The sequence below is a fragment of the Myxococcales bacterium genome, from assembly GCA_016703425.1.
Lineage (GTDB): Bacteria > Myxococcota_A > Polyangia > Polyangiales > Polyangiaceae > JADJCA01.
On record JADJCA010000009.1, the window covers coordinates 569,068 to 588,423 of the forward strand.

Consider the following 19,356-nt stretch of genomic DNA (forward strand, 5'->3'; position numbering starts at 1 on the left):
CTGTTATCGCCATCAAGCGTCACCTCGCGTCACTTGAAGAAAGATCCTCTCGAGCTCGTTCTGCTCCGGTTCAACGCCGCACACGCCGACGTCGGCGAGGACCAGGGCGCGCACGGCAGCCGACAGAATTCGCTCATCACCGGCATAGCGGAGGCTCACGCTCCCAAGGTTCGACACGAGGACGTCACGGATGCCCGGGACTGACGCCAGCACCGCTTCGATGCGCGACCGCTCCCCGATGAGCCGCATCTTTGCCGACCGCGCATTCGGGTCTCCGCTCCGGCGATAGACGCCATTTTCGGGCTCGCGCGTCGCAGCGTCCAGCTTCCGACCGATCTCCCCGATGGCGCCGTACGCCACGACGCGTCCCCGCTCGAGGATCCCCACGTGCGTGCACACGTCGGAGAGCTCCGTCAGGATGTGGCTCGACAGGAGGATCGTCTTCTTCTGGCGCCGCAGCTCGAGGATGAGCTCGCGCAGCTCGATGCGGGCGCGCGGGTCGAGGCCGCTCGCCGGCTCGTCGAGGATGAGGACCTCCGGATCGTGCAAGAGAATACGCGCGAGCTGCATGCGTTGCTTGAGACCCTTGGAGAGCTCCGAGACGTAGCGGTCCATGGTTGCGCCAAGGCCCGTGAGCTCCACGACCTCGGCGACACGCGCCGGCGGCAAACGCTGCACGGCGGCGAAGAACTCCAAGTATTCGCCGGCCGTGATGCGCTCGTAGACGCCAGCGTGATCAGGCATGTAACCGAGGAGGCGACGCGCCTCCTCGGGACGGGCGCGCACATCGACACCGGCCACCTCGATGTGCCCTCGATCGGGTTCGTGAAGCGTGGCGATGGACCGGATGGTCGTCGTCTTGCCGGCGCCGTTGGGCCCGATGAAGCCGAAGACATCGCCGCGGCCCACGGTAAACGACACGTCGACGATGGCGTCGACGTCGCCAAAGCGATGGCCGAGCCCTTCCACGCGAATCGCCGTGCTCATCGGGCGGCCTCGCAGTCGTGCGAGCAGGTAACGCGCACCGTTCGTGCGTAGGTCCCGTAGGGGCGCTGCTCCGCGACGAGCACGGCAGGCACGCCGACCTGGACTAGGTCCGGCCGCTCTTCGTCGGAGCGGAACTCGCGGAGCCGGGCCATCGGCGCCGTCGCGCGCTTGTCGACGCGACCGAGCGCGATCTGTCCCCGTCGCGGCAGAACGAGCTCCGCGTCGAGCAGCTCGTGACCCGATTGATTGTCGACGGTGCATTCCGTCTTGCTGCACGAGATGGTGATGGCACCGCGGAGGTCCACCGCCGAAGACTCGACGTAGTAGACGAAGTCGCGGCCTTTGCCTTCGTTGAGCAGGACCGTGCCGTCGCGTTCCACACGGAAGTGGCCGCGATCGGCGAGCGCGTAGTCGTCGACCTCGGAGAGAGTCCCGCCCATGAAGAGCGGCTTCGACCGAACGACGCCATGAGGTCTCACGAATCCGTGAGCCACGCTCGCGCGCCCACCGACGACACCGCTCGTGTGCTCATGCACCGCCAAGAGCGTCTCACCAGGCGTTGGCCGGGCGAAGGCTCCGAGGGTCAAGAGCAGCGACAGCGCAAGCGCCGCGAAGGCGGGCAACCACGCGAGACGCCGGTGCAAGGGCGGCGCGCGCCGCACGCGCGCCGCAAAAGGAACGCCCACGAGCGCGAATGCGACGAGCGCCGACGCGGCACCAAGGAGCCACGGCCCCTGAATGTGACCGAAGCGCCGCACGCCGCTGATGCTTACCGGAGTGGCGTGGGTGCGACGCGCTAGCGAAGAGGCGCTCGCGAGCACACGGACGGCCTTCGGTCGGACATCGAGGACCTCCGCTCGGACGAACGCGACCGTGCCACTGCCGCGCCGCTCGGTCACGAGGTCCTCGCCCAGACGCGGCAGCGTCCCGAGGCCGCAGCCGAGGGACCGCGCCGCTCCGCCCTCGCGGCGCGCATCGCTCGCGGGGACGACGAAGAGCAGGGTGCCGCCCCGCTGAACCCACGTCGTGAGGGCCGCGCATTCGGCGGGGTTGTCGCGATCGAGGCGCGCCGGAGATAACAGCGTCATCGCCACGTTGTCGTAGGAGTCTACGAAGTGTGGCAGCTCGCCGGCCGTCGACTCAACGGGCGGGCAGTCCGCGCACGAGGTGACGAGCTGCGCGATCGTAACGGGGAGCTCGACAGCGAGGACGAGGGCTGGCTTCGCGCTCGGCATCTCCGTTGTCGTCGTGTGACGAGTGAAGCGACTCGCCGGCTCGTCGGGCATGAACTCCACTTGATAGCGCCGACCGGCGCGCGCCTTGACGCGGAGGTCGACGGGGGTCGTGACGTGCGTGCTGTAAACCGTTCGCGCGCCCGGCTCGCTCACGTCATGTAAGAGAACCCACCCCGAGGCGACCACGCTCCTCAGCGCTGCGCCCGAGCCGGACGCCACGGCGACGTGCACCCTGAGCTCCGTCGACGACGAGGCCCCGTGGGCCAGGATGGGACCCGCCGCGATGCGGACGTCCAGGGTGGGCTCCGTCTCGAACCCCGGGGAGGACGCGAACCCTAGGGCCGGCGCGAAGAGCACGGCGAACGCCGCCATCAGGCCGAGCCAGCCTGAAAGAACTGCCTTGGTCATGGGCGTCCTTCTTCGACGCCCGCGGAGCGAAGCTTGTTCCCGCAACCTGTGGCGGAGCCGGAATCGGCCCCGCGGGAGCGCTATTCGGTTCGGGGTGGAGGTGCCGGAGGCGCCGACCGGTGGGTCCCTGACGTCCCCATGAACTCGACGCCGACCACCACGCCGTCGGACTCCTCTTGAATCCAGACGATGCGACCGCGGCGCGTGAGCTTCGACTTTTCGGTGTCTTCCTCGCCGACGGTGACCTCGATCTCTTCCCCGAGATCGAGGTGGGTCTCGAGAATGGCCCGCAAACCGCCGCGGCTGATGTTGAGCGCCCAGCCGGACAAGACCGATTCGTCGGTGCGCTTGACCGCGATGCGCTCGCTCACCTCGCGACGAGGACCCGCCCGCCGCATTTGGTGGACGCTGGGGTCGGTGGGAATGCCCGCCGTCGGTGTGAGGCTCCTACGATTTTTCAAAGCGAGCGTGCTCATTGTACAGGCTCTGGGCCCCGAGTTGACTTTTCGGCCAAATTCCCGCGCTGATCGAACTTTGGGCTGCCTTCCGTCGTGCCATGCCTTGCCTGTGTGCAGGATCGGGGCCCACAGACGGGAGCCGCGTAGAACTCTCTGTTGCAGCCACCTCTCCGATCTCTCAATTGTTTCGGGCGCTCAGCCGGGCAACGGTGCCGGCCAGGTGGGGGCAGGTGTCACCCCACGCGTACCAGATTCGAGCCGATGGACATGCGCCGATCCCACCATTTCGCCTCCGCGGGGTCCCGTCGCCCGAAGCACCTTGACCTTTTGGCGCGGCGTCGAGAATCTGGTGGCAGTCAAGTCGTGGCGCGAAAATCCAAATGGCAGGTTCCCGAGAACGGGCCAGCGGACCGGGGGGCGTCGCGGCTCGAGGCTGATCGATGCCGCTAACCCCCCAAGAGCTCAAGAAGGCGCTGATCTCCGCAGGCTTTGAGATCTACCGAACGGCCGGTGAGGATGTCATCCTCGCGGACCGAGCGCGCGAAAACCTCATCCTCGACTCGGGCGTTCGCGTCCGAGCGGCGGAGCCGCTTCAGGTTCGGCTGGTCATGGGCATTCGCCGCGCCGCATACCCGAGCGAGGACGAGGCAGCGCTCTTCGAGCGCGTCCGGGCGCTGGCGGCTCCGCTGCTCGCGCAAGGCTTTGGGGAGGTCGCCACCGGCGTCGCGCCGGTGACCGACCCGTCCGACCCGCAGATCACGCTCGACACCTTCTACGAGGTGGTTTTCGCGAAGGATGAGCCGGGCGTCGAAGGCGCGCTCCCTGCGCTCCGCTTGGCGCTCTCCGTTGCGAAGACAGCGGAATCGCGCCACTAGGGGCGCCGGTCCCCCGGTACACGTGAACGTGCCCGCGGACGCTCCGGGGCCAGCCAACTGAGCCGAGAATCGTGCACGGGCACGGGCACGTTCCCGCGCACGTGAGTTAGAGCCACGGGCACATTCACGGGGGCGGGACGCCATGCTAATGGCTCTCCCCTCAATGGAAGCCTTCCGAAGTCAGAGCGTTAAGTCCGTCGTTTACGGCGCCCTCATCGTCGTGTGCGTCGTCGTCTTCGTTTTCGGGTTCGGCTCGGGCATGGGCGGCCGCGCGTCGGGCAAGAGCATGTCGCTCCGCGAAGAGTGCGTCGTCGTGGTGCGGGGTCACTGCGTGACGCCGCGCGACTACAACGGCGCGCGGCGCATGTTCCTACGCCGCATGGGCGGCGACCCGTCGCAGGCCCAATCGATGGGCATCAACCGCGTCGTCGTCGATGGTCTCATCGAGCGCGAGCTGCTCATCAGCGACGCGAGCCGACTAGGGCTCACGGTCACCGAACCGGAGCTCAACGATCAGCTCGTCGCGGGCATCGTTCGCTTGAGCCTGCCGAGCGACAAGGAGTCGATGGCCTATTCGCTCCGCATCGAACAGGGCCGCTTCCTCGAGAACTTCCGCGACCCGAAGACCAAGCAGTTCGACATGAAGACGTACGAGCGCGCGGTGAAGCTCTTCGCCGGCCGTTCCCCCGCCGACTTCCGCGAGAGTCAGTCGCGGGAGCTCTTGGCGGCGAAGATGCGCGACCTCATCCGAGCACCGGTGCGCGTAAGCGAGGTCGAAGCCCTCGAGGGCTACATCGCCGAGAAGAGCTCCGCGAGCCTCACCTACGTGAACGTCTCCCAGAAGTTCGCCGCGAAACACGCGGTGTCCTTCACCGACGCGGAGGTGGAGAAGTGGGCCGCCGAAGAGGCGAACAAGAAGCTCATCGAAGCGGCCGTGACCTCCCACAAAGACGGCTCCGTCCCCAAGGAGAAGCAGATTCGCCACATTCTTGTGAAGGTCGATCCGAGCGCAACCATCGAGGCCAAGTCGTTGGCGCTCGGGCGCCTCTCGGAAGCGGCGGCACGCATCAAGCGCGGCGAGCCCTTCGGTGAAGTCGCCCGCGAGATGTCGGAAGATCCCGGCAGCGCCCCCAAGGGCGGCGCCTACGGTGACGAGATGCTCGACAAGTTCGTCGAGCCGTTCAAGGTCGCGGCCAAGGCGCTCAAGCCCGGCGAAACAACGCCCGGCGCCGTCGAGACCCAGTTCGGCTTCCACCTCATCATGCGCGATGATCCGTCGAAGGCCGCCGAGGTCGAAGCGGCCCTACCAAAGTTCGTCGCCCGTGACATGTTCCAGAAGTCGAAGTCGCTCGAAGCCGCCAAGAGCCTGGGCGATAAAATCTACGCCGCCATGAAGGCCGGCAAGAGCGCCGAAGACTCCGTGAAGGACACCCTCGCGACCATCAAGGCGACGCCAGCTCCCTTTGCACCGCTGCCGGTCATGCCACCGCCGTCAGGGGCGGCCGCTGGCGCCGACGCGGGCTCGGCGGCCATGGGCGATGCCGGCGCCGCTGTCGCTTCCGTGGCACCGCCGTACGCGGCGAAGGTCGTCACCCTCGAGAACGATCCCGAGCGCCCCACGGTGCAGTCGTCGAGCTCCTTCAACCGCGGTGGCGATCCGATCCCGGTGTTGACCGGTGAAGCGGCCGTCAACGTCTTGTCGTTTGCCTTCAGCGGCAAGCCCGGCGAGCTCTACAAGGAGCTGCTCCGCGGCGAGGACGGCTTCGTGGCCGTCATGTTGAAGGAGCGCAAGGCTGCCACCAAGGAAGAGTTCGAAAAGGAGCGCGAGACGTACATGCAGACGCTCTTGGCGTCGAAGCAGAACGAAGCCCTCTCGCTCTACCTGCGCCGCCTCCGCGAGACTGCGAAGGCCGAGGTCAAGACCAACGAGTCGTACCTGAAGGAGCCGTCGCGCGACGCCGGCGCCGCCCCGCTCTCGGAAGAGGAGTGACGCGGAAGCCCATCGCCTTGCAGCTCGACAACGCCACCGTCCACGAGAGTCGCCTCGCCTCGGGGTTGCGCGTCATCGTGGCGCCGCAGCCCCACCTTCACCGGGCGCACCTCGCGCTCTACGTGCGAGTCGGTTCGCGCTTCGAAACGGCGGCGGAAAACGGCATCAGTCACTTCCTCGAGCACATGCTCTACCGAGGAACCGATGAGCTGAAGACGGCCCACGAGGTTAACTTCGCCTTCGAGCGCATCGGAAGTTACTTGTATGGCGCAACCCACGCGGACTTTGGCGTGTTCTCCGTGACGGTGCCGCCGCAGAGCCTCGCCGAGGCGACGCGCCTCTTCTCGCACGTCATGCAGAAGCCCGAGTTTCAAGATCTGGAGCTCGAGAAGGGCATCGTCGCCGAGGAGATCCTCGAAGACCTCGACGACGACGGACGGCAGGTCGACGCCGACAACTTGTCCCGCGCGCTCCTCTACGGTTCTCATCCGCTCGGCTTCACCATCACCGGCACCGAAAAGAGCGTTCGCCGTTTCGACGTGCCGCTCCTCCGCAAGCACCACCAGAAGCACTACACCGGCCAGAACGCTGTTTTGTGTTTCAGCGGCGCCGTCGACGCCAAAGAGGCCAAGGCCCTCGCCAAGAAGTACTTCGCGAAGATGCCCGCCGGCGACCGCGTGCCGCTCGTGGCACCGAGCCCGCAGAAGCGGGCGCTCTATCGCTTCGTCGAGAACGCCTCGAGCCAAACCGAGCTGCGCGTTTGCTTTCGCGCCGTCGGCCGCACAGCGCCCGAGCGAATCGCGCTCGAGCTGTTGATGCGCGTCATCGACGACGGCATGTCGACGCGTCTTTACCACCGCATCTGCGACAGCCAAGGGCTCTGCTACGACGTCAGCGCTGGCTACGATGGCTACGAAGACGACGGCGTCGTGGATTTCGCTGCCGGCGTCGTTCACGAGCGAACGCACCGCGTCACACGGGAGATCCTGACGCTCGTCACCGAGCTCGCGACCGAGGGTCCCACGAAGGCGGAGGTCGACAAGGCCAAGGAGCGCCACACGTGGCATCTGCAGGGCACGCTCGATTCGCCAGAGGAGATGGCCGAGCTGGTGGGCCTCACGGCCCTGACGGGTCACACCGAGTCGGCGGCCGAGCGAGCCCGCGTGGTCCAAGGCATCACGCGCGCCGAGCTGAAACGCGCCGCGGCGATGCTGGCCGACCCGAAGCGCCTCGGCGTCGTCGCCGTTGGGCTTCTCGACCGCAGCGAGGCCGACGAGCTCGAACGCACCGTCAAAGAGTTTGCCGGCGCGTGACCTGAACGCGGCCGCGGGAGCTTCTCCTCGCAAGGAACCCCGAGGGACTCCTCCAACGCGCCACCCTCGCCCTCGGCCTCGTGCCGTGGCGACCGGGTCGTCCTCACCGTGCTCGGCCTCGAGACGTTCAGCGCGCGAAGAACGCCACGATGAGGGCCGCCAGCCGCTCGGGACGCGTCCAGTGCATCATGTGTCCGGCGTCGTCGATGACCGCGATCTCACGCGTGCGAAAGGCTCCCACGCGTTCGTCTTCATCGAGCGGGTGAAAACCCGTGGGGCCGCCGGAGACGATTAAGACGGGACACTGGATGGCCGCTGCGAAAGCTCGAAAAGCCGCCGCCTGGAACGGGTACGGCGAGCGAGCGCGATGGAGCGGATCGTAGGCCCAGACGTATCCCTCCCCGTCAGCGGGAGCCGTCACGGAGGCGCTCCGCGTGGGCGCGCAGCGTGGCGTCGTCGACGGTCGGGTGGCCCATGCGGAGACGAGACACCACCTCCTCGAGATCACGCATCGTGCGATGCCGCTCGCCACGGTATCGCCGCGTCGTCTCCACAAACTCGCGCATGCGGCGCGGGCCCTCGTCCAGCGGCGTGTCGGCGGGCCCGAGGCCCTCGAGCACCGCGAGCTTCTTCACGCGCTCGGGGTAGGTGCCGGCCAGCAAGGTCGCGACCGTACCGCCCATGGAATGGCCCACGACAAAGAGCGCTTCGTCGGGCCGAACCGATTCGCGGACCAGACCGTCGACGTCGGCGACGTAGTCGGGGAAGTAGAAGCTCGTCCCACTGGCAGCGCGGGGCGCGGCGCCGAAGCCTCGAAGGTCGGGCGCGAGGACGCGGTAGCCGGCTCCCGCGAGCACGTCGGCGACCTCGTCCCAGGACGACGCGACATCCATGAACCCGTGCAAGAGCAAGACCGCAGGTCCTCGACTTGGTGCCGACGGCGTCCACTCGACGACGTGATGCACCAGGCCGTTCACGGGGAACCGAGCGCTCTGCCTTCGCCATTCGTGAAGGGTAGCAACCCGCGACACTCGCACGCACATCCTTGGCTATCGGGCGCCCGTACCGGAGGACTCGGGCACCGCCGTGCTCGATGCGGGCTTCGACAGCGCCCGATCCGGAGGAGCCGATCCTCGGCGCGCGTCGCCCTCGTCCAACATCCAACACGCGAGACTTGGCTCGGCTCTCCCGCACCGCTATATCCGTCGCTTCGACGTCTGAGCCGCTTTTCTCGGCCTTGGCGGCGACGCGAGGACTCACGCATGTCGAGACGCACCATCACGCTCATCCCCGGCGACGGCATCGGCCCCGAGGTCGCGCAGGCCACGCAACGCGTGCTCGCCGCCGCCGGCGCGCTCGTCGACTGGGAGGTCCACGAGGCGGGTGCCGCCGTCGCCGAGAAGCGCGGGACGACGCTGCCCGAAGACGTCCTTGAGGCCTGCAAGCGCAACCAAGTCTCGCTGAAGGGCCCCATCGGGACGCCCATCGGCAAGGGCTTCAAGAGCGTCAACGTGACGCTTCGCCAGACGCTGGACCTCTACGCCAACCTCCGGCCCGTCCGGAGCCTGCCGGGCCTCGAGCCACGCTTCCCGGGCACAGACATCGTCATCGTTCGCGAGAACACCGAAGACCTCTACGCCGGCCTCGAGCTGATGATCCTTCCCGGTGTGGCCCAGTCCATCAAGCTCATCACGGAGCGCGGCTGCACGCGCATCTGTGAGTTTGCCTTCGCCTATGCCGAACGCATGGGCCGCAAGCGCGTCACGGTGGTCCACAAGGCCAACATCATGAAGCTGTCGGACGGCCTCTTGCTCGATTGCTTCCGCAAAGTCGCGACCCGGTACCCGCGCATCGAGCCCGCCGAGATCATCGTGGATGCGTGCGCACTGCAAATGATCAAAAACGCCAACAAGCTCGACGTCATCGTCACCGAGAACCTCTACGGCGACATCTTGAGCGACCTCGGCGCGGGTCTCGTGGGCGGCTTGGGCATCGTTCCCGGCGCCAACATCGGCGAGAAGTACGCGGTCTTCGAGGCCGTCCACGGCAGCGCGCCGGACATCGCCGGCAAGGGCGTCGCCAACCCGACGGCCGTCATTCAGAGCGCCGTCATGATGCTCCACCACATCGGCCAGTCGCCCGTCGCCGACAAGATCGCCTCCGCCATCACCACGGTCTACGAGCGCGGCGAGGTGCGCACCGGCGATCTCGGCGGCTCCGCCACGACGGCGCAGTTTACCGATGCGCTCTGCAAGCTCGTGAGCTGACGCCGGCCCACGGCGCCGGATGTCGTTCGTCCCTTGCGGGTGACGCTGGGAAGCCACACCTCGCGCCGTTCACGGAGCCGCGCCGGACGCTGCAAAGCGCCCTGAAATGCCCGCTGCGCGGTTGGCTTGGGCCTTGCTTCACCGTGGGCGTGCGCTCCCTCCTCCTGGCGACGGTCCTCGCGAGCTGCTTGACGCAAACACTGCCGGCAGCGGCCGGCGGCTCCCTTGAGAACATCAAGAAGTCGCACGCGCCTTCCGGCTCTTCGTCATCGTCCTCGTCCTCGTCCTCGTCCTCGTCATCGTCGAGTTCGTCGTCGAGTTCGTCGTCGGGCTCGTCGTCTTCGTGGTCGTCCTCGTCCGATTCCTCGAGCGCTTCGGGCGAGGTGGCGGGAGTCATCGCGTACGGTCTGATCCGAGCCATCGTCGCTCCCGTTGTCGTCACCAATTCAAGAGAGACCCCGTCCGGCGAGCGCGAGTGGTACCAGCCGGCGCGAGACCCCTATGCTGGCGAGAAAGGCGGCGCGTACACACGAATCGACGGAGAGGATGCGCCCCCGGGCCGGTGGATCGAGGTCGGCACCGACGGTACGGCCTTCGCGGCCGGCATCTTCGCCCAGCGTGCGCAGGCCAGCCTCTCGCTCAGCTCGGTCCGCATCGAGGGGCAATTCATGCGCCTCTGGGAGCCCGACGCCACGAAGGTGAGCACCCTCGACTACTACTCGGTCAACGCGGGCCTCAGCCTCTTCGGGTCGTCGCGCTTGCCCGCCGAGCTCGTGTTGAAGGTCGGCGCGTCGGGCATCTCGGGCGCCAGCGGCGTCGGCTACGGCTTCGACACGAGGATCTACCCCGCTCGTCCTGTCGTTGTGTATGGCGCCCTCGACATGACCTCGTTCTCCGATGGGCCGCCCCTCGTCATGGCGCGCCTTGGTCCGGGCCTGGTGATGGACCGGTACGAAGTGAAGCTCTTCGCCACGTTGATGCACCAGGCCGATGCGGTGACGACGGTTGGCCCCAGCGTCTCGATGGCGATGCGGTTCTGAGCGCGCGCAAGCGCACACATGGCCGCACGTCCGTGGGAGCCCGCATCGTCGGAATACCGAGCGCGACGCGAGCGTATGCTTCCCTGGTGCCCGAGGTTCCGCCGTTCCGCTCCCTCAGGCTGATCCCGCGGCTCAACATCCTGGCGGTGGCGCTGTCGCTGTCGGCCTGCACGGCAGCGGTGTTCGGCGTTCTTGTACCCGATGTTCCCAGCGCCGCCACCGGCGGCCCCACGCTCTTCGCAGGCCTCCTTTGGGCGTGGCTCCTCCGAACCTCCCGGACAGCGTTTGGGACGAAGGTGCGCGTCGGATGGCTCGCGTCGGTTCCTCTCGCCATCCTCAACACGGCGGCCGCCTGCGCGTGGGCGGCCGCCGCTCGCGGCGCCACGTGGGCCACGGTGATGGAAAACGCTCCGAGTGCCTTCCTCTTCATCGCCGTCTTCGGGTCGATCGTTTGGGTCCCCGCGCTCCTGTGCACGCTCGCGTGTTTCGGCCTGCCTATCGCGTGGGCCCAGTCCCTCGCGAAGAAAGGGCTCTCTGGCGCTGAGCGGGGGGAGGCCATCGTGGCCGGAGCGTGCGCGACACTCTCAACGCTGGCGCTCGCCCTGATGACGCGGGCCCCGTCGTTCCACGACCGCCCCCCCACCCTCTGGGTCGGGCTGGGCGGCGCGGTGCTGGGGCTCGTCGCTGCGACGCTCGCGGTGCGTCGCGAGCGCGAGCGCGCTCGCTTCGTGGAGTGCGTCGCGCGTGGTGAGGTGGTGGGGTACCGCGTGGACGAGACGAGCGAAGGCAGGGCTTTGGTCCGCGTCTCCGAGCAAGGCACGGTGGCCTATCGCGTCGCCGACTACCGAGAAGCCATCTGTTTGCTAGACGAGGACGGGCGAGCCACCGAGACGCGGCACACACGTTGACGGTCCCGGGGACGACGCTAGCGCGAAGCGCGTAGACGTGTTTGCCTCCGCGATGAGGTGAACGCGATGAGGACCTTCCTTCGGCGAATCGGCGTCCCGATGCTTGCCACCGTGTCGCTCGTCGCGTGCGGCGGGACGACCAGCACGGGGACCGGCACGGGGCCCAGCGATGGCGGCACCGGGAGCGACGCGCCGACGGCGCTGGGCGACGCGTCGAGCACCGCGGCGTCGTGCCCGCCCACACCGCCGTCGGCGAACGAGTCATGCGCCCGCAAGGGGCTCGTCTGCGAATTCGGCGACGATCCGCGCGCGTCCTGCCACACCCTCGCGACCTGCGGCGACACTGGCAAGTGGGAAGTCACGTCGCCCAAGTGTCAGGCGCTCCCCATCGCGAAGTGCCCCGCCTCGAGGCAAGCGGCGCAAGGGCAAAGCTGCACGCCCGAGTCGGCCCTCTGCGTCTACGAGGACGGGCTCCAGTGCAACTGCACGACGTGCCCGAACCCCTACCCCATCTGCCAACCGCTGCCAGCGGCGCAGTGGGCCTGCCAGGCGCCCAACGCGGATCCGGCCTGCGCGCCGGCGCGGCCGAAGCTCGGCACGCCATGCGCCAAGGCGGGCCAGCTTTGCTCTTACGGCTGCGAACGGGAAAACAACCTCCTTTGCGTCCAGGGCGTTTGGAGTCGCGATCCATCGCCGACGATTGGCTGCCCCGCGTCAACGCGCCGCGCCAAGAAGGACATTCGCTACCTCTCTCCGTCGGAAGCCCAGGCGCTCGCCGCCGAGGTTCAGAACATTCGCCTCGCCACCTACGAGTACACGGACCCGGCGCTCTCCGGGTCCCGCAAGCTCGGCTTCATCCTCGAAGATCACGCCACGACCTTCGCCGGCGACGCCGAGAAGAACCAGGTGGACCTCTACGCCTACGCCAGCACGTTGGTTGCGGCGATCCAGGAGCAAGCGAAGGAGCTCGACGCGCTCAAGCGCGAGGTGGCTCACCTCCGCGCGAGCCAGGCGAGGAGCGGCGTCCGGAAGTAGCGGCCGCGAGCGGGAGGCGACGTCACGAGCGCAGCGCCGCCTCCGTCGGCGCGTTTGCGTTATAGTGCGCGTCCTGCCATGAAGAAGACCCCGAAGGACCTGCTCTCCGCGAAAGGCCAACTCGACAAGGACGTCGTCGCCGTCAAAATCGGCTCGCGCATCGTCGACCTCTTCACGCCTGTCCTGGAGACCGAGACGCTCACGCCCGTTCGGCGCACCGATGCCGAGGGCCTCGAGGTCATCCGCCACTCTTCGGCCCACGTCATGGCCGACGCCGTGCAGCGCCTGTTTCCGGGCACCAAGGTCACCATCGGCCCGGCCATCGAAGACGGCTTTTACTACGACTTCGACAAGCCCGGCGGCGGCTTCACGGAGGACGATCTCGCCAAGATCGAAGAGGCCATGGCCGCCATCGTGAAGGCCGACTCGCCGTTCCGCCGCGACATCGTGAGTCGCGACGAGGCGCTCCGCCTCTTCGCGAGCATGAACGAGACGTACAAGAAGGAGATCATCGAGCGCATCCCTGCCGGCGATGACATCAGCCTCTACCGGCACGGCAAGAGCGGCGAAGAGTGGGTCGACCTCTGCAGCGGCCCACACGTCCCCAGCACGGGCTTCTTGGCCGCGATCAAGCTGACGAGCGTGGCGGGCGCCTATTGGCGTGGCGACGAGCGCAACCCCATGCTCCAGCGCATTTACGGCACAGCGTTTCCTTCGAAGGAGGCGTTGGACGAGCACCTGAAGCGCATCGAGGACGCGAAGGCTCGCGATCACCGCAAGCTCGGCAAAGAGCTCGACCTCTTCCTCTTCGACGGCGTCGCGCCGGCGATGCCGTTTTTTCTGCCGAAGGGCGCGTTCGTCTACAACCGCCTCGTCGACTACGTGCGCAAGCTCTACGTGAAGTACGGCTACGAGGAGGTCATCACCCCGCAAGCGTTTGACCCGAAGCTCTTTCGCACGAGCGGCCACCTCGGCAACTACAACGACAACATGTACCGCCTGTGGACCGAAGACCTCCTCGAAGAGGCCCTCGGCACGACGGCTAGCGGCGGCGCCGGCAAAGACGCCGCGAAGACCGTCACGGCGAAGCAATTTGCCGAGCACCTGCAGGAGCACGCGTACGCCATCAAGCCGATGAACTGCCCGAGCCACTGCGTGATCTTCGGCTCACGACTTCGCTCGTACCGTGAGCTGCCGTGGCGCGTGGCGGACTTCGGCCGCCTGCACCGTTACGAACGTGGCGGCGTCGTCCACGGGCTCTCGCGCGTTCGCTCCTTCTGCCAAGACGACGCCCACGTCTTCTGCGCGCCCGAGAGCGTGCCGGCCGAGATGGAGAGCTTCATCAAGATGCTCTACGAGGCCTACGGCGCCTTCGGGTTCACCAAGGTCGACGTCAAGCTGGCGACGCGTCCCGAGAAGCGGGTCGGCGCCGACGAATATTGGGATCTCGCGGAGAATGCCCTCGCCGAGGGCCTCAAGCGCGCGGGCCTCACCTTCGAGATCGCCGAAGGCGAAGGCGCGTTCTATGGCCCGAAGGTCGAGTTTCATGTGCAAGACGCACTGAAGCGAAGCTGGCAACTCGGGACGATTCAATACGATCCCAACCTGCCGGAGCGCTTCGACCTCCATTTCGTTGGCGAGGACGGCAAGCCACATCGGCCCGTGATGCTCCACCGCGCCGTGCTCGGGTCGCTTGAGCGCTTCTTCAGCGTCTACCTCGAGCACTGCGGCGGGAACTTCCCGACGTGGCTCGCGCCGACGCAGGTCGCGATCCTCACGGTGAGCGAGAAGTTCAACGGCTACGCTGAGCGCGTCGCCGGCGAGCTCTCCGACCGGGGCCTTCGCGTCACCGCGGACCTGGGGCCCGACAAACTCGGCGCGAAGATCCGAAACGCTCGGCTCCAGCGCCTGCCTTACCTCTGCGTCGTTGGCGGCAAGGAAGAAGAGGCGGGCACCGTTGGTGTTCGCTCTCGCGACCGCGGCGAGCTTGGCCCGATCCCGCTCGCCGACTTCGCCGCCACGGTCGTCGCGGAAGCGGCACAGACGGGCTGACGGCGCCCCCGCGTTCGGCGACGCGGCAGGTGGGAATCGTCGAAGTGCGCTAGGCTGCCCGCCCCATCGCGTCCGACGCAGAGCCTCCTTGAACGACCACGACACGCTGCGCTTCCTCATCGCCCTTGCCGTGCTCCTTGGCACGGCGAAGCTCGTGGGCGAGCTCGGTCGCAAGCTGGGGCTCCCGCTGGTGGTCGGCGAAATTCTGGCTGGGATTCTCCTCGGCCCCACGGTGCTGTCACGTGCGCTCCCCTCTTTGGGGCAGGCGCTCTTCCATGGCACCGCCATGCGCCAGATGCTCTCGGGCTACACGACGCTGGCGGTGGTGCTGCTCCTCGTCGTCGCTGGCCTCGAGGTCGATCTCGGCATCGTGCTGCGACGCGGCCGTGAGGCCATCTTTGCGAGCACCTTCGGAATGCTCGCCCCCTTGGCCGGCGGCATCGTTCTCGGCCTCGCGCTTCCCGACAGCGATCTCATCGCACCGGACCGGCGCGGTCTCTTCGCCCTCTTCATGGGCGTCGCGCTGTCCATCTCGGCGCTCCCGGTCATCGCCAAGACGCTACTCGACCTCGGACTCTTCAAGACCGATCTCGGCCTCGTCGTGATGTCGGCCGCCATGGTCAACGACCTGGTTGGTTGGCTCGGCTTCTCGGTGCTCGTGGGGCCGATGCGCGGCGGTGCGCTCGACGTTCAACGCCTCTCGATCACCGTCGGACTTACCTTGGCTTTCGGGGGCGCGCTGCTCACCGTGGGCCGTTCCGCCATCGATCGCTTGCTATCTCGCTTCGGTGAGTCGAGCGGCGGCGTCGTGTCGCTGGTCATCGTTCTGGCACTGGTCGGCGCCTCCGTTACGGAAGCGCTCGGCGTGCACGCCGTCCTCGGTAGTTTCATCGTGGGGGTTGCTATTGGCGACAGCCCGTCGCTTCGCGAGCGTACGCGAGCCACGATTCACGATTTTGTGACGAGCGTCTTCGCCCCGGTATTTTTTGCTTCGTTGGGGCTCCGCGTCGACTTCTTTCGAGCCTTCGACCCGCGTCTCTGCATTCTCGTCTTCACCATCGCGAGCGTCACGAAGGTCGTCGGCTGCACGCTCGGCGCCAAGGTGGGCGGCTTCAATTGGCGCGAGGCCGGTGCTGTGGGCTTTGGCCTGAACGCGCGTGGGGCCATGGAAATCATCCTCGCGCTCTTGGCCCTCGAGGCGGGGCTACTGAAAGAGCAAGTGTTCGTCGCCCTCGTGGTCATGGCCATCGGCACTTCGCTCTTGAGCGGCCCCATGATGAAGCGCCTGCTCTACACGAAGGAAGAGGAGCGCGTCGTCACGCTCCTCCGGCGCGGCGCCTTCATACGGCCGTTGAAGAGTCGCAACGCGACCGACGCGATAAGGGAGCTTGCGGCCATGCTCGAACCGAAGCTGGGTCACCTCGCCGAGCAGGCCCGCCTCGCGGTGACCGAGCGCGAACAGGTGGCGCCCACGGGCCTCGGCGATGGCGTGGCGGTTCCGCACGCCCAAATCGACGGACTCACGGAGCCGATCCTGGCCCTCGGCATCGCCCCCGAGGGCATCGACTTCGACGCGCCCGACGGGGAGCCCGCCCGCATCGTGTTCTTGTTGCTCCTCGTGCCCGACCGCTACGAGGACGAAATTCAGATTTTGGCGTCCATTGCCCGCGGCGCCATCGCCGAGGAGGCGAGGAGCGCATTGCTCATGGCCGGCGACATTGACACGGCGGCGAGCGTCCTCAGCGAGGCGGCCAAGCGCACCGCCGCGCGGAAGACGCGCGCCCCAACGTTGGCCGACATTTAGGCGCTCGAGCGTGGGTTTGGTCTGACGCGCTTCTGCGCCCTGCGGTGCGCACTCAGCGCGCGTAGGCTTCCATGGGCGGGCACGTGCAGACGAGGTGGCGATCGCCGAGGGCGTTGTTGATGCGGGCGACGTGCGGCCAGAACTTCCGTTCGCGCGTCGCGGCGCTGGGGAAGGCAGCCTCTTCGCGCGAATAGGGGTGCGTCCACTCGTTGGCCGTGACGGCCGAGAGCGTATGCGGTGCGTTCTTGAGAGGGTTCTGGTCTTTCGGCCAGCGCCCTTCCTCGACATGACGGATCTCTTGGCGGATGGCGATCATCGCGTCGCAGAACCGGTCGAGCTCCGCCAACGATTCGCTCTCCGTCGGCTCGACCATGAGCGTCCCCGGGATCGGGAACGACATGGTCGGCGCGTGGAACCCGTAGTCCATCAGGCGCTTGGCGATGTCGTCGACTTCGACGCCGGCGGTCTTCTTCAGGCCGCGCACGTCGAAGATGCACTCGTGGGCGACGCGGCCCTCTTTGCCTACGTAGACGATGGGGTAGTGCGGCGCGAGGCGCTTGGCGATGTAGTTGGCGTTCGCGATGGCCATCTTCGTCGCATCGGTGAGGCCTTCGGCGCCCATCATCCGAACGTAGGCCCAAGAGATGAGCAGGATGCTCGCGCTCCCCCACGGCGCCTGCGAAACGGCGCCCACCACGTCGCGGCCCTCCAGCGGCACAACAGAATGGCCCGGGAGGAACTTCGCCAGGTGGGCGGCGACGGCGATGGGGCCCATGCCGGGCCCACCTCCGCCGTGCGGAATGCAGAACGTCTTGTGCAGGTTGATGTGGCAAACGTCCGCGCCGATCTCGCCCGGTCGGCACAGGCCCACCATGGCGTTCATGTTGGCGCCGTCCATGTAAACCTGGCCGCCCTTGCCGTGGACGATCTCGCACACGCGCCGGATGCCCTCTTCGAAGACGCCGTGCGTTGACGGATAGGTCACCATCAGCGCAGCGAGCTCCTTCGCGTGCGCTGTGGCTTGCGTCTCAAGATCGGCGAGATCGATGTTGCCGCTCGCGTCGGTCTTCACGACCACGACCTGCATGCCCGCCATGACCGCCGACGCAGGGTTGGTCCCGTGCGCCGACTGAGGAATGAGGCAGACCTTGCGATGCCCCTCGCCCCGGCTCTCGTGGTACCCGCGGATGGCCAAGAGGCCGGCGTATTCGCCCTGCGAGCCGGCGTTGGGCTGGAGCGAAACCGCCGCAAAGCCCGTGGCGTCGGCGAGCGCCGCCTCCAGCTCCCGGAACACGACCTCGTAGCCCCGAATCTGTTCGCGCGGCGCGTAGGGGTGCACGGAATTCCAGCCGGGCTCGGTGATGGGGATCATCTCCGCTGTCGCGTTGAGCTTCATGGTGCACGACCCGAGGGGGATCATCGAATGCGCGAGCGACAGATCGCGCCCTTCGAGCATCCGCATGTAGCGGAGCATCTCCGTCTCCGAGCGATGCGCGTGGAAGACCGCGTGGGTGAGGTAGGTCGACGAGCGCTTCAGCCCCGCCGGCACCTCCGCCGTCACGCGCGCCGCGAGCGACGTAGCGGTCTCGGCGTTGGGCTTGTCGCCGCCGAGGACCGCAAGAAGCGTGTCGATGTCGGCGACGGTCGTGGCCTCGTCGAGGCTCACGCCGACGCGCGTCTTGTCGATGACGCGCAGGTTGACGTGCGCCGCGTTGGCACGAGCGTGGCATGTCGCGATCTCCGCCTCCGCGCCGTGCATGACGAGGGTGTCGAAGAACGGCGCGTCGCCGACGTTGCGCCCCCTCGCGCGGAGTCCTTCCGCGAGGACCGTCGTCATGCCGTGGACACGCTCCGCGATGGCCTTGAGCCCCTCGGGGCCGTGGTACACGGCGTACATGCCGGCCACGATGGCCAAGAGCGCCTGCGCCGTGCAGATGTTGCTCGTCGCCTTCTCGCGCCGGATGTGCTGCTCGCGCGTTTGCAGCGCCATGCGAAACGCGGGGCGCCCGGCGGCGTCGGCGGAGACGCCGATGATCCGGCCCGGGAGCTTTCGTACAAATTCTTCACGCGCCGAGAAGAACGCAGCGTGCGGTCCGCCATACCCGAGCGGGACACCGAAGCGCTGCGAGCTTCCGAGCGCCACGTCAGCGCCAAACTCGCCGGGCGGCGAAAGGAGCGTCAGCGCCAGGAGGTCGGCCGCCACCACGAAGAGGCCGCCGGCCGCATGAACCTTCTCGCCAAAGGCGCGGTAGTCGAAGATCGCGCCATCGGCCGTTGGGTACTGAACCAGCGCGCCGAAGACACCGCTCGCCAAGCGCGTGAGATCGGCCGTGCGGAAGTCGCCGACGATGACGTCGACACCGAGCGCCTTGGCGCGTGTCCTCACCACATCGAGCGTCGAGGCGAGGCATCCCGAGTCGACGAAGAAGGCGTTCTGCTTCTCGCCACCCTTGAATTCGTAGGCCAGGTGCATCGCCTCGGCGGCGGCCGTGGCCTCGTCGAGCAGTGACGCATTGGCGACCGGCAGCCCCGTCAGGTCCGACACCATCGTCTGGAAGTTGAGCAGCGCTTCGAGTCGTCCCTGCGCGATCTCAGCTTGGTACGGCGTGTATTGCGTGTACCAACCGGGGTTCTGCACGATGTTGCGCAAGATCACCGGCGGCGTCATGGTGTCGTAGTAACCCTGCCCGATGAACGAGCGATGACGGCCGTTCAGCTCGGCCAGCCGTCGCGCCTCCGCCAAGAGCTCCCACTCGGAGAGGGCCGGCGGCACCGAGAGCGGCTTCGCCGTGCGAATGCTCGCCGGGATCGTCTCGTTGATGAGCGCATCGATGGAGGCGACCTCCAGGGTTGCGAGCATTTTCGCGCGGTCGTGCGGGCTAGGACCAATGTGGCGACGGACGAAACGGTCAGGATGCGAGAGGGAAACGGACATCGAAACCTCGGGTTGGTTTGGCGATCGCACTCGTAGCGTCGCGGCGGGC

15 protein-coding genes are annotated in these 19,356 nt (G+C 67.4%); 9 read left to right on the forward strand and 6 right to left on the reverse strand.

The window, feature by feature from the left end; genetic code table 11:
- Positions 1-12 precede the first annotated feature (12 nt).
- From IPG50_20125 to IPG50_20135, 3 genes are all read right to left on the reverse strand, one after another.
- Entirely contained in the window at positions 13-987 is a 975-nt protein-coding gene (locus tag IPG50_20125) for an ABC transporter ATP-binding protein (protein ID MBK6694491.1), read from the reverse strand.
- Complete coding sequence (locus tag IPG50_20130; protein ID MBK6694492.1) at positions 984-2,630, reverse strand: hypothetical protein; 1,647 nt, start codon at positions 2,628-2,630, stop codon at positions 984-986. Before IPG50_20130 ends, IPG50_20125 begins: the two co-directional genes overlap by 4 nt.
- Positions 2,631-2,710: 80 nt before the next feature.
- On the reverse strand, positions 2,711-3,001 hold the full coding sequence (locus tag IPG50_20135; protein ID MBK6694493.1) for a PilZ domain-containing protein: 291 nt from the start codon (positions 2,999-3,001) through the stop codon (positions 2,711-2,713).
- A 527-nt stretch (positions 3,002-3,528) separates the two neighbouring features.
- On the opposite strand from IPG50_20135, the gene IPG50_20140 reads away from it, so the two are divergent.
- The 3 genes from IPG50_20140 to IPG50_20150 all read left to right on the forward strand — a co-directional run bounded on the left by IPG50_20140 (position 3,529) and on the right by IPG50_20150 (position 7,266).
- Positions 3,529-3,963, forward strand: a complete 435-nt coding sequence (locus IPG50_20140) for a hypothetical protein (GenBank protein ID MBK6694494.1) — start codon at positions 3,529-3,531, stop codon at positions 3,961-3,963.
- Positions 3,964-4,126: 163 nt separating this feature from the next.
- Positions 4,127-5,953 (forward strand): SurA N-terminal domain-containing protein, encoded by a 1,827-nt coding sequence (locus tag IPG50_20145; GenBank protein ID MBK6694495.1) that lies wholly within the window; start codon positions 4,127-4,129, stop codon positions 5,951-5,953.
- A gap of 17 nt (positions 5,954-5,970) precedes the next feature.
- Positions 5,971-7,266, forward strand: coding sequence for an insulinase family protein (locus IPG50_20150; GenBank protein ID MBK6694496.1), 1,296 nt, complete (start codon positions 5,971-5,973; stop codon positions 7,264-7,266).
- Positions 7,267-7,393: 127 nt separating this feature from the next.
- On the opposite strand, the gene IPG50_20155 is transcribed toward IPG50_20150, so the two are convergent.
- On the reverse strand, positions 7,394-7,687 hold the full coding sequence (locus IPG50_20155; GenBank protein MBK6694497.1) for an alpha/beta hydrolase: 294 nt from the start codon (positions 7,685-7,687) through the stop codon (positions 7,394-7,396).
- Positions 7,671-8,243, reverse strand: coding sequence for an alpha/beta hydrolase (locus tag IPG50_20160; GenBank protein MBK6694498.1), 573 nt, complete (start codon positions 8,241-8,243; stop codon positions 7,671-7,673). The genes IPG50_20155 and IPG50_20160 overlap by 17 nt, the downstream gene beginning before the upstream one ends.
- Before the next feature lie 285 nt (positions 8,244-8,528).
- Here IPG50_20160 and IPG50_20165 point away from each other — a divergent pair, with 285 nt between their 5' ends.
- From IPG50_20165 to IPG50_20190, 6 genes are all read left to right on the forward strand, one after another.
- Complete coding sequence (locus IPG50_20165) at positions 8,529-9,533, forward strand: isocitrate/isopropylmalate dehydrogenase family protein (GenBank protein ID MBK6694499.1); 1,005 nt, start codon at positions 8,529-8,531, stop codon at positions 9,531-9,533.
- A 149-nt stretch (positions 9,534-9,682) separates the two neighbouring features.
- Entirely contained in the window at positions 9,683-10,573 is an 891-nt protein-coding gene (locus tag IPG50_20170; protein ID MBK6694500.1) for a hypothetical protein, read from the forward strand.
- Between the two features lie 86 nt (positions 10,574-10,659).
- Positions 10,660-11,481, forward strand: coding sequence for a hypothetical protein (locus tag IPG50_20175; GenBank protein MBK6694501.1), 822 nt, complete (start codon positions 10,660-10,662; stop codon positions 11,479-11,481).
- Between the two features lie 66 nt (positions 11,482-11,547).
- Positions 11,548-12,516, forward strand: a complete 969-nt coding sequence (locus tag IPG50_20180; GenBank protein MBK6694502.1) for a hypothetical protein — start codon at positions 11,548-11,550, stop codon at positions 12,514-12,516.
- Positions 12,517-12,594: 78 nt separating this feature from the next.
- Positions 12,595-14,568, forward strand: coding sequence for a threonine--tRNA ligase (thrS, locus tag IPG50_20185; GenBank protein ID MBK6694503.1), 1,974 nt, complete (start codon positions 12,595-12,597; stop codon positions 14,566-14,568).
- Between the two features lie 88 nt (positions 14,569-14,656).
- A complete protein-coding gene (locus IPG50_20190; GenBank protein MBK6694504.1) occupies positions 14,657-16,372 on the forward strand; it encodes a cation:proton antiporter in 1,716 nt (571 codons plus the stop codon).
- Between the two features lie 52 nt (positions 16,373-16,424).
- Here the strand turns inward: IPG50_20190 and gcvP are convergent, their stop codons facing one another.
- Complete coding sequence (gene gcvP, locus IPG50_20195; GenBank protein ID MBK6694505.1) at positions 16,425-19,307, reverse strand: aminomethyl-transferring glycine dehydrogenase; 2,883 nt, start codon at positions 19,305-19,307, stop codon at positions 16,425-16,427.
- Between the last annotated feature and the right edge of the window lie 49 nt (positions 19,308-19,356).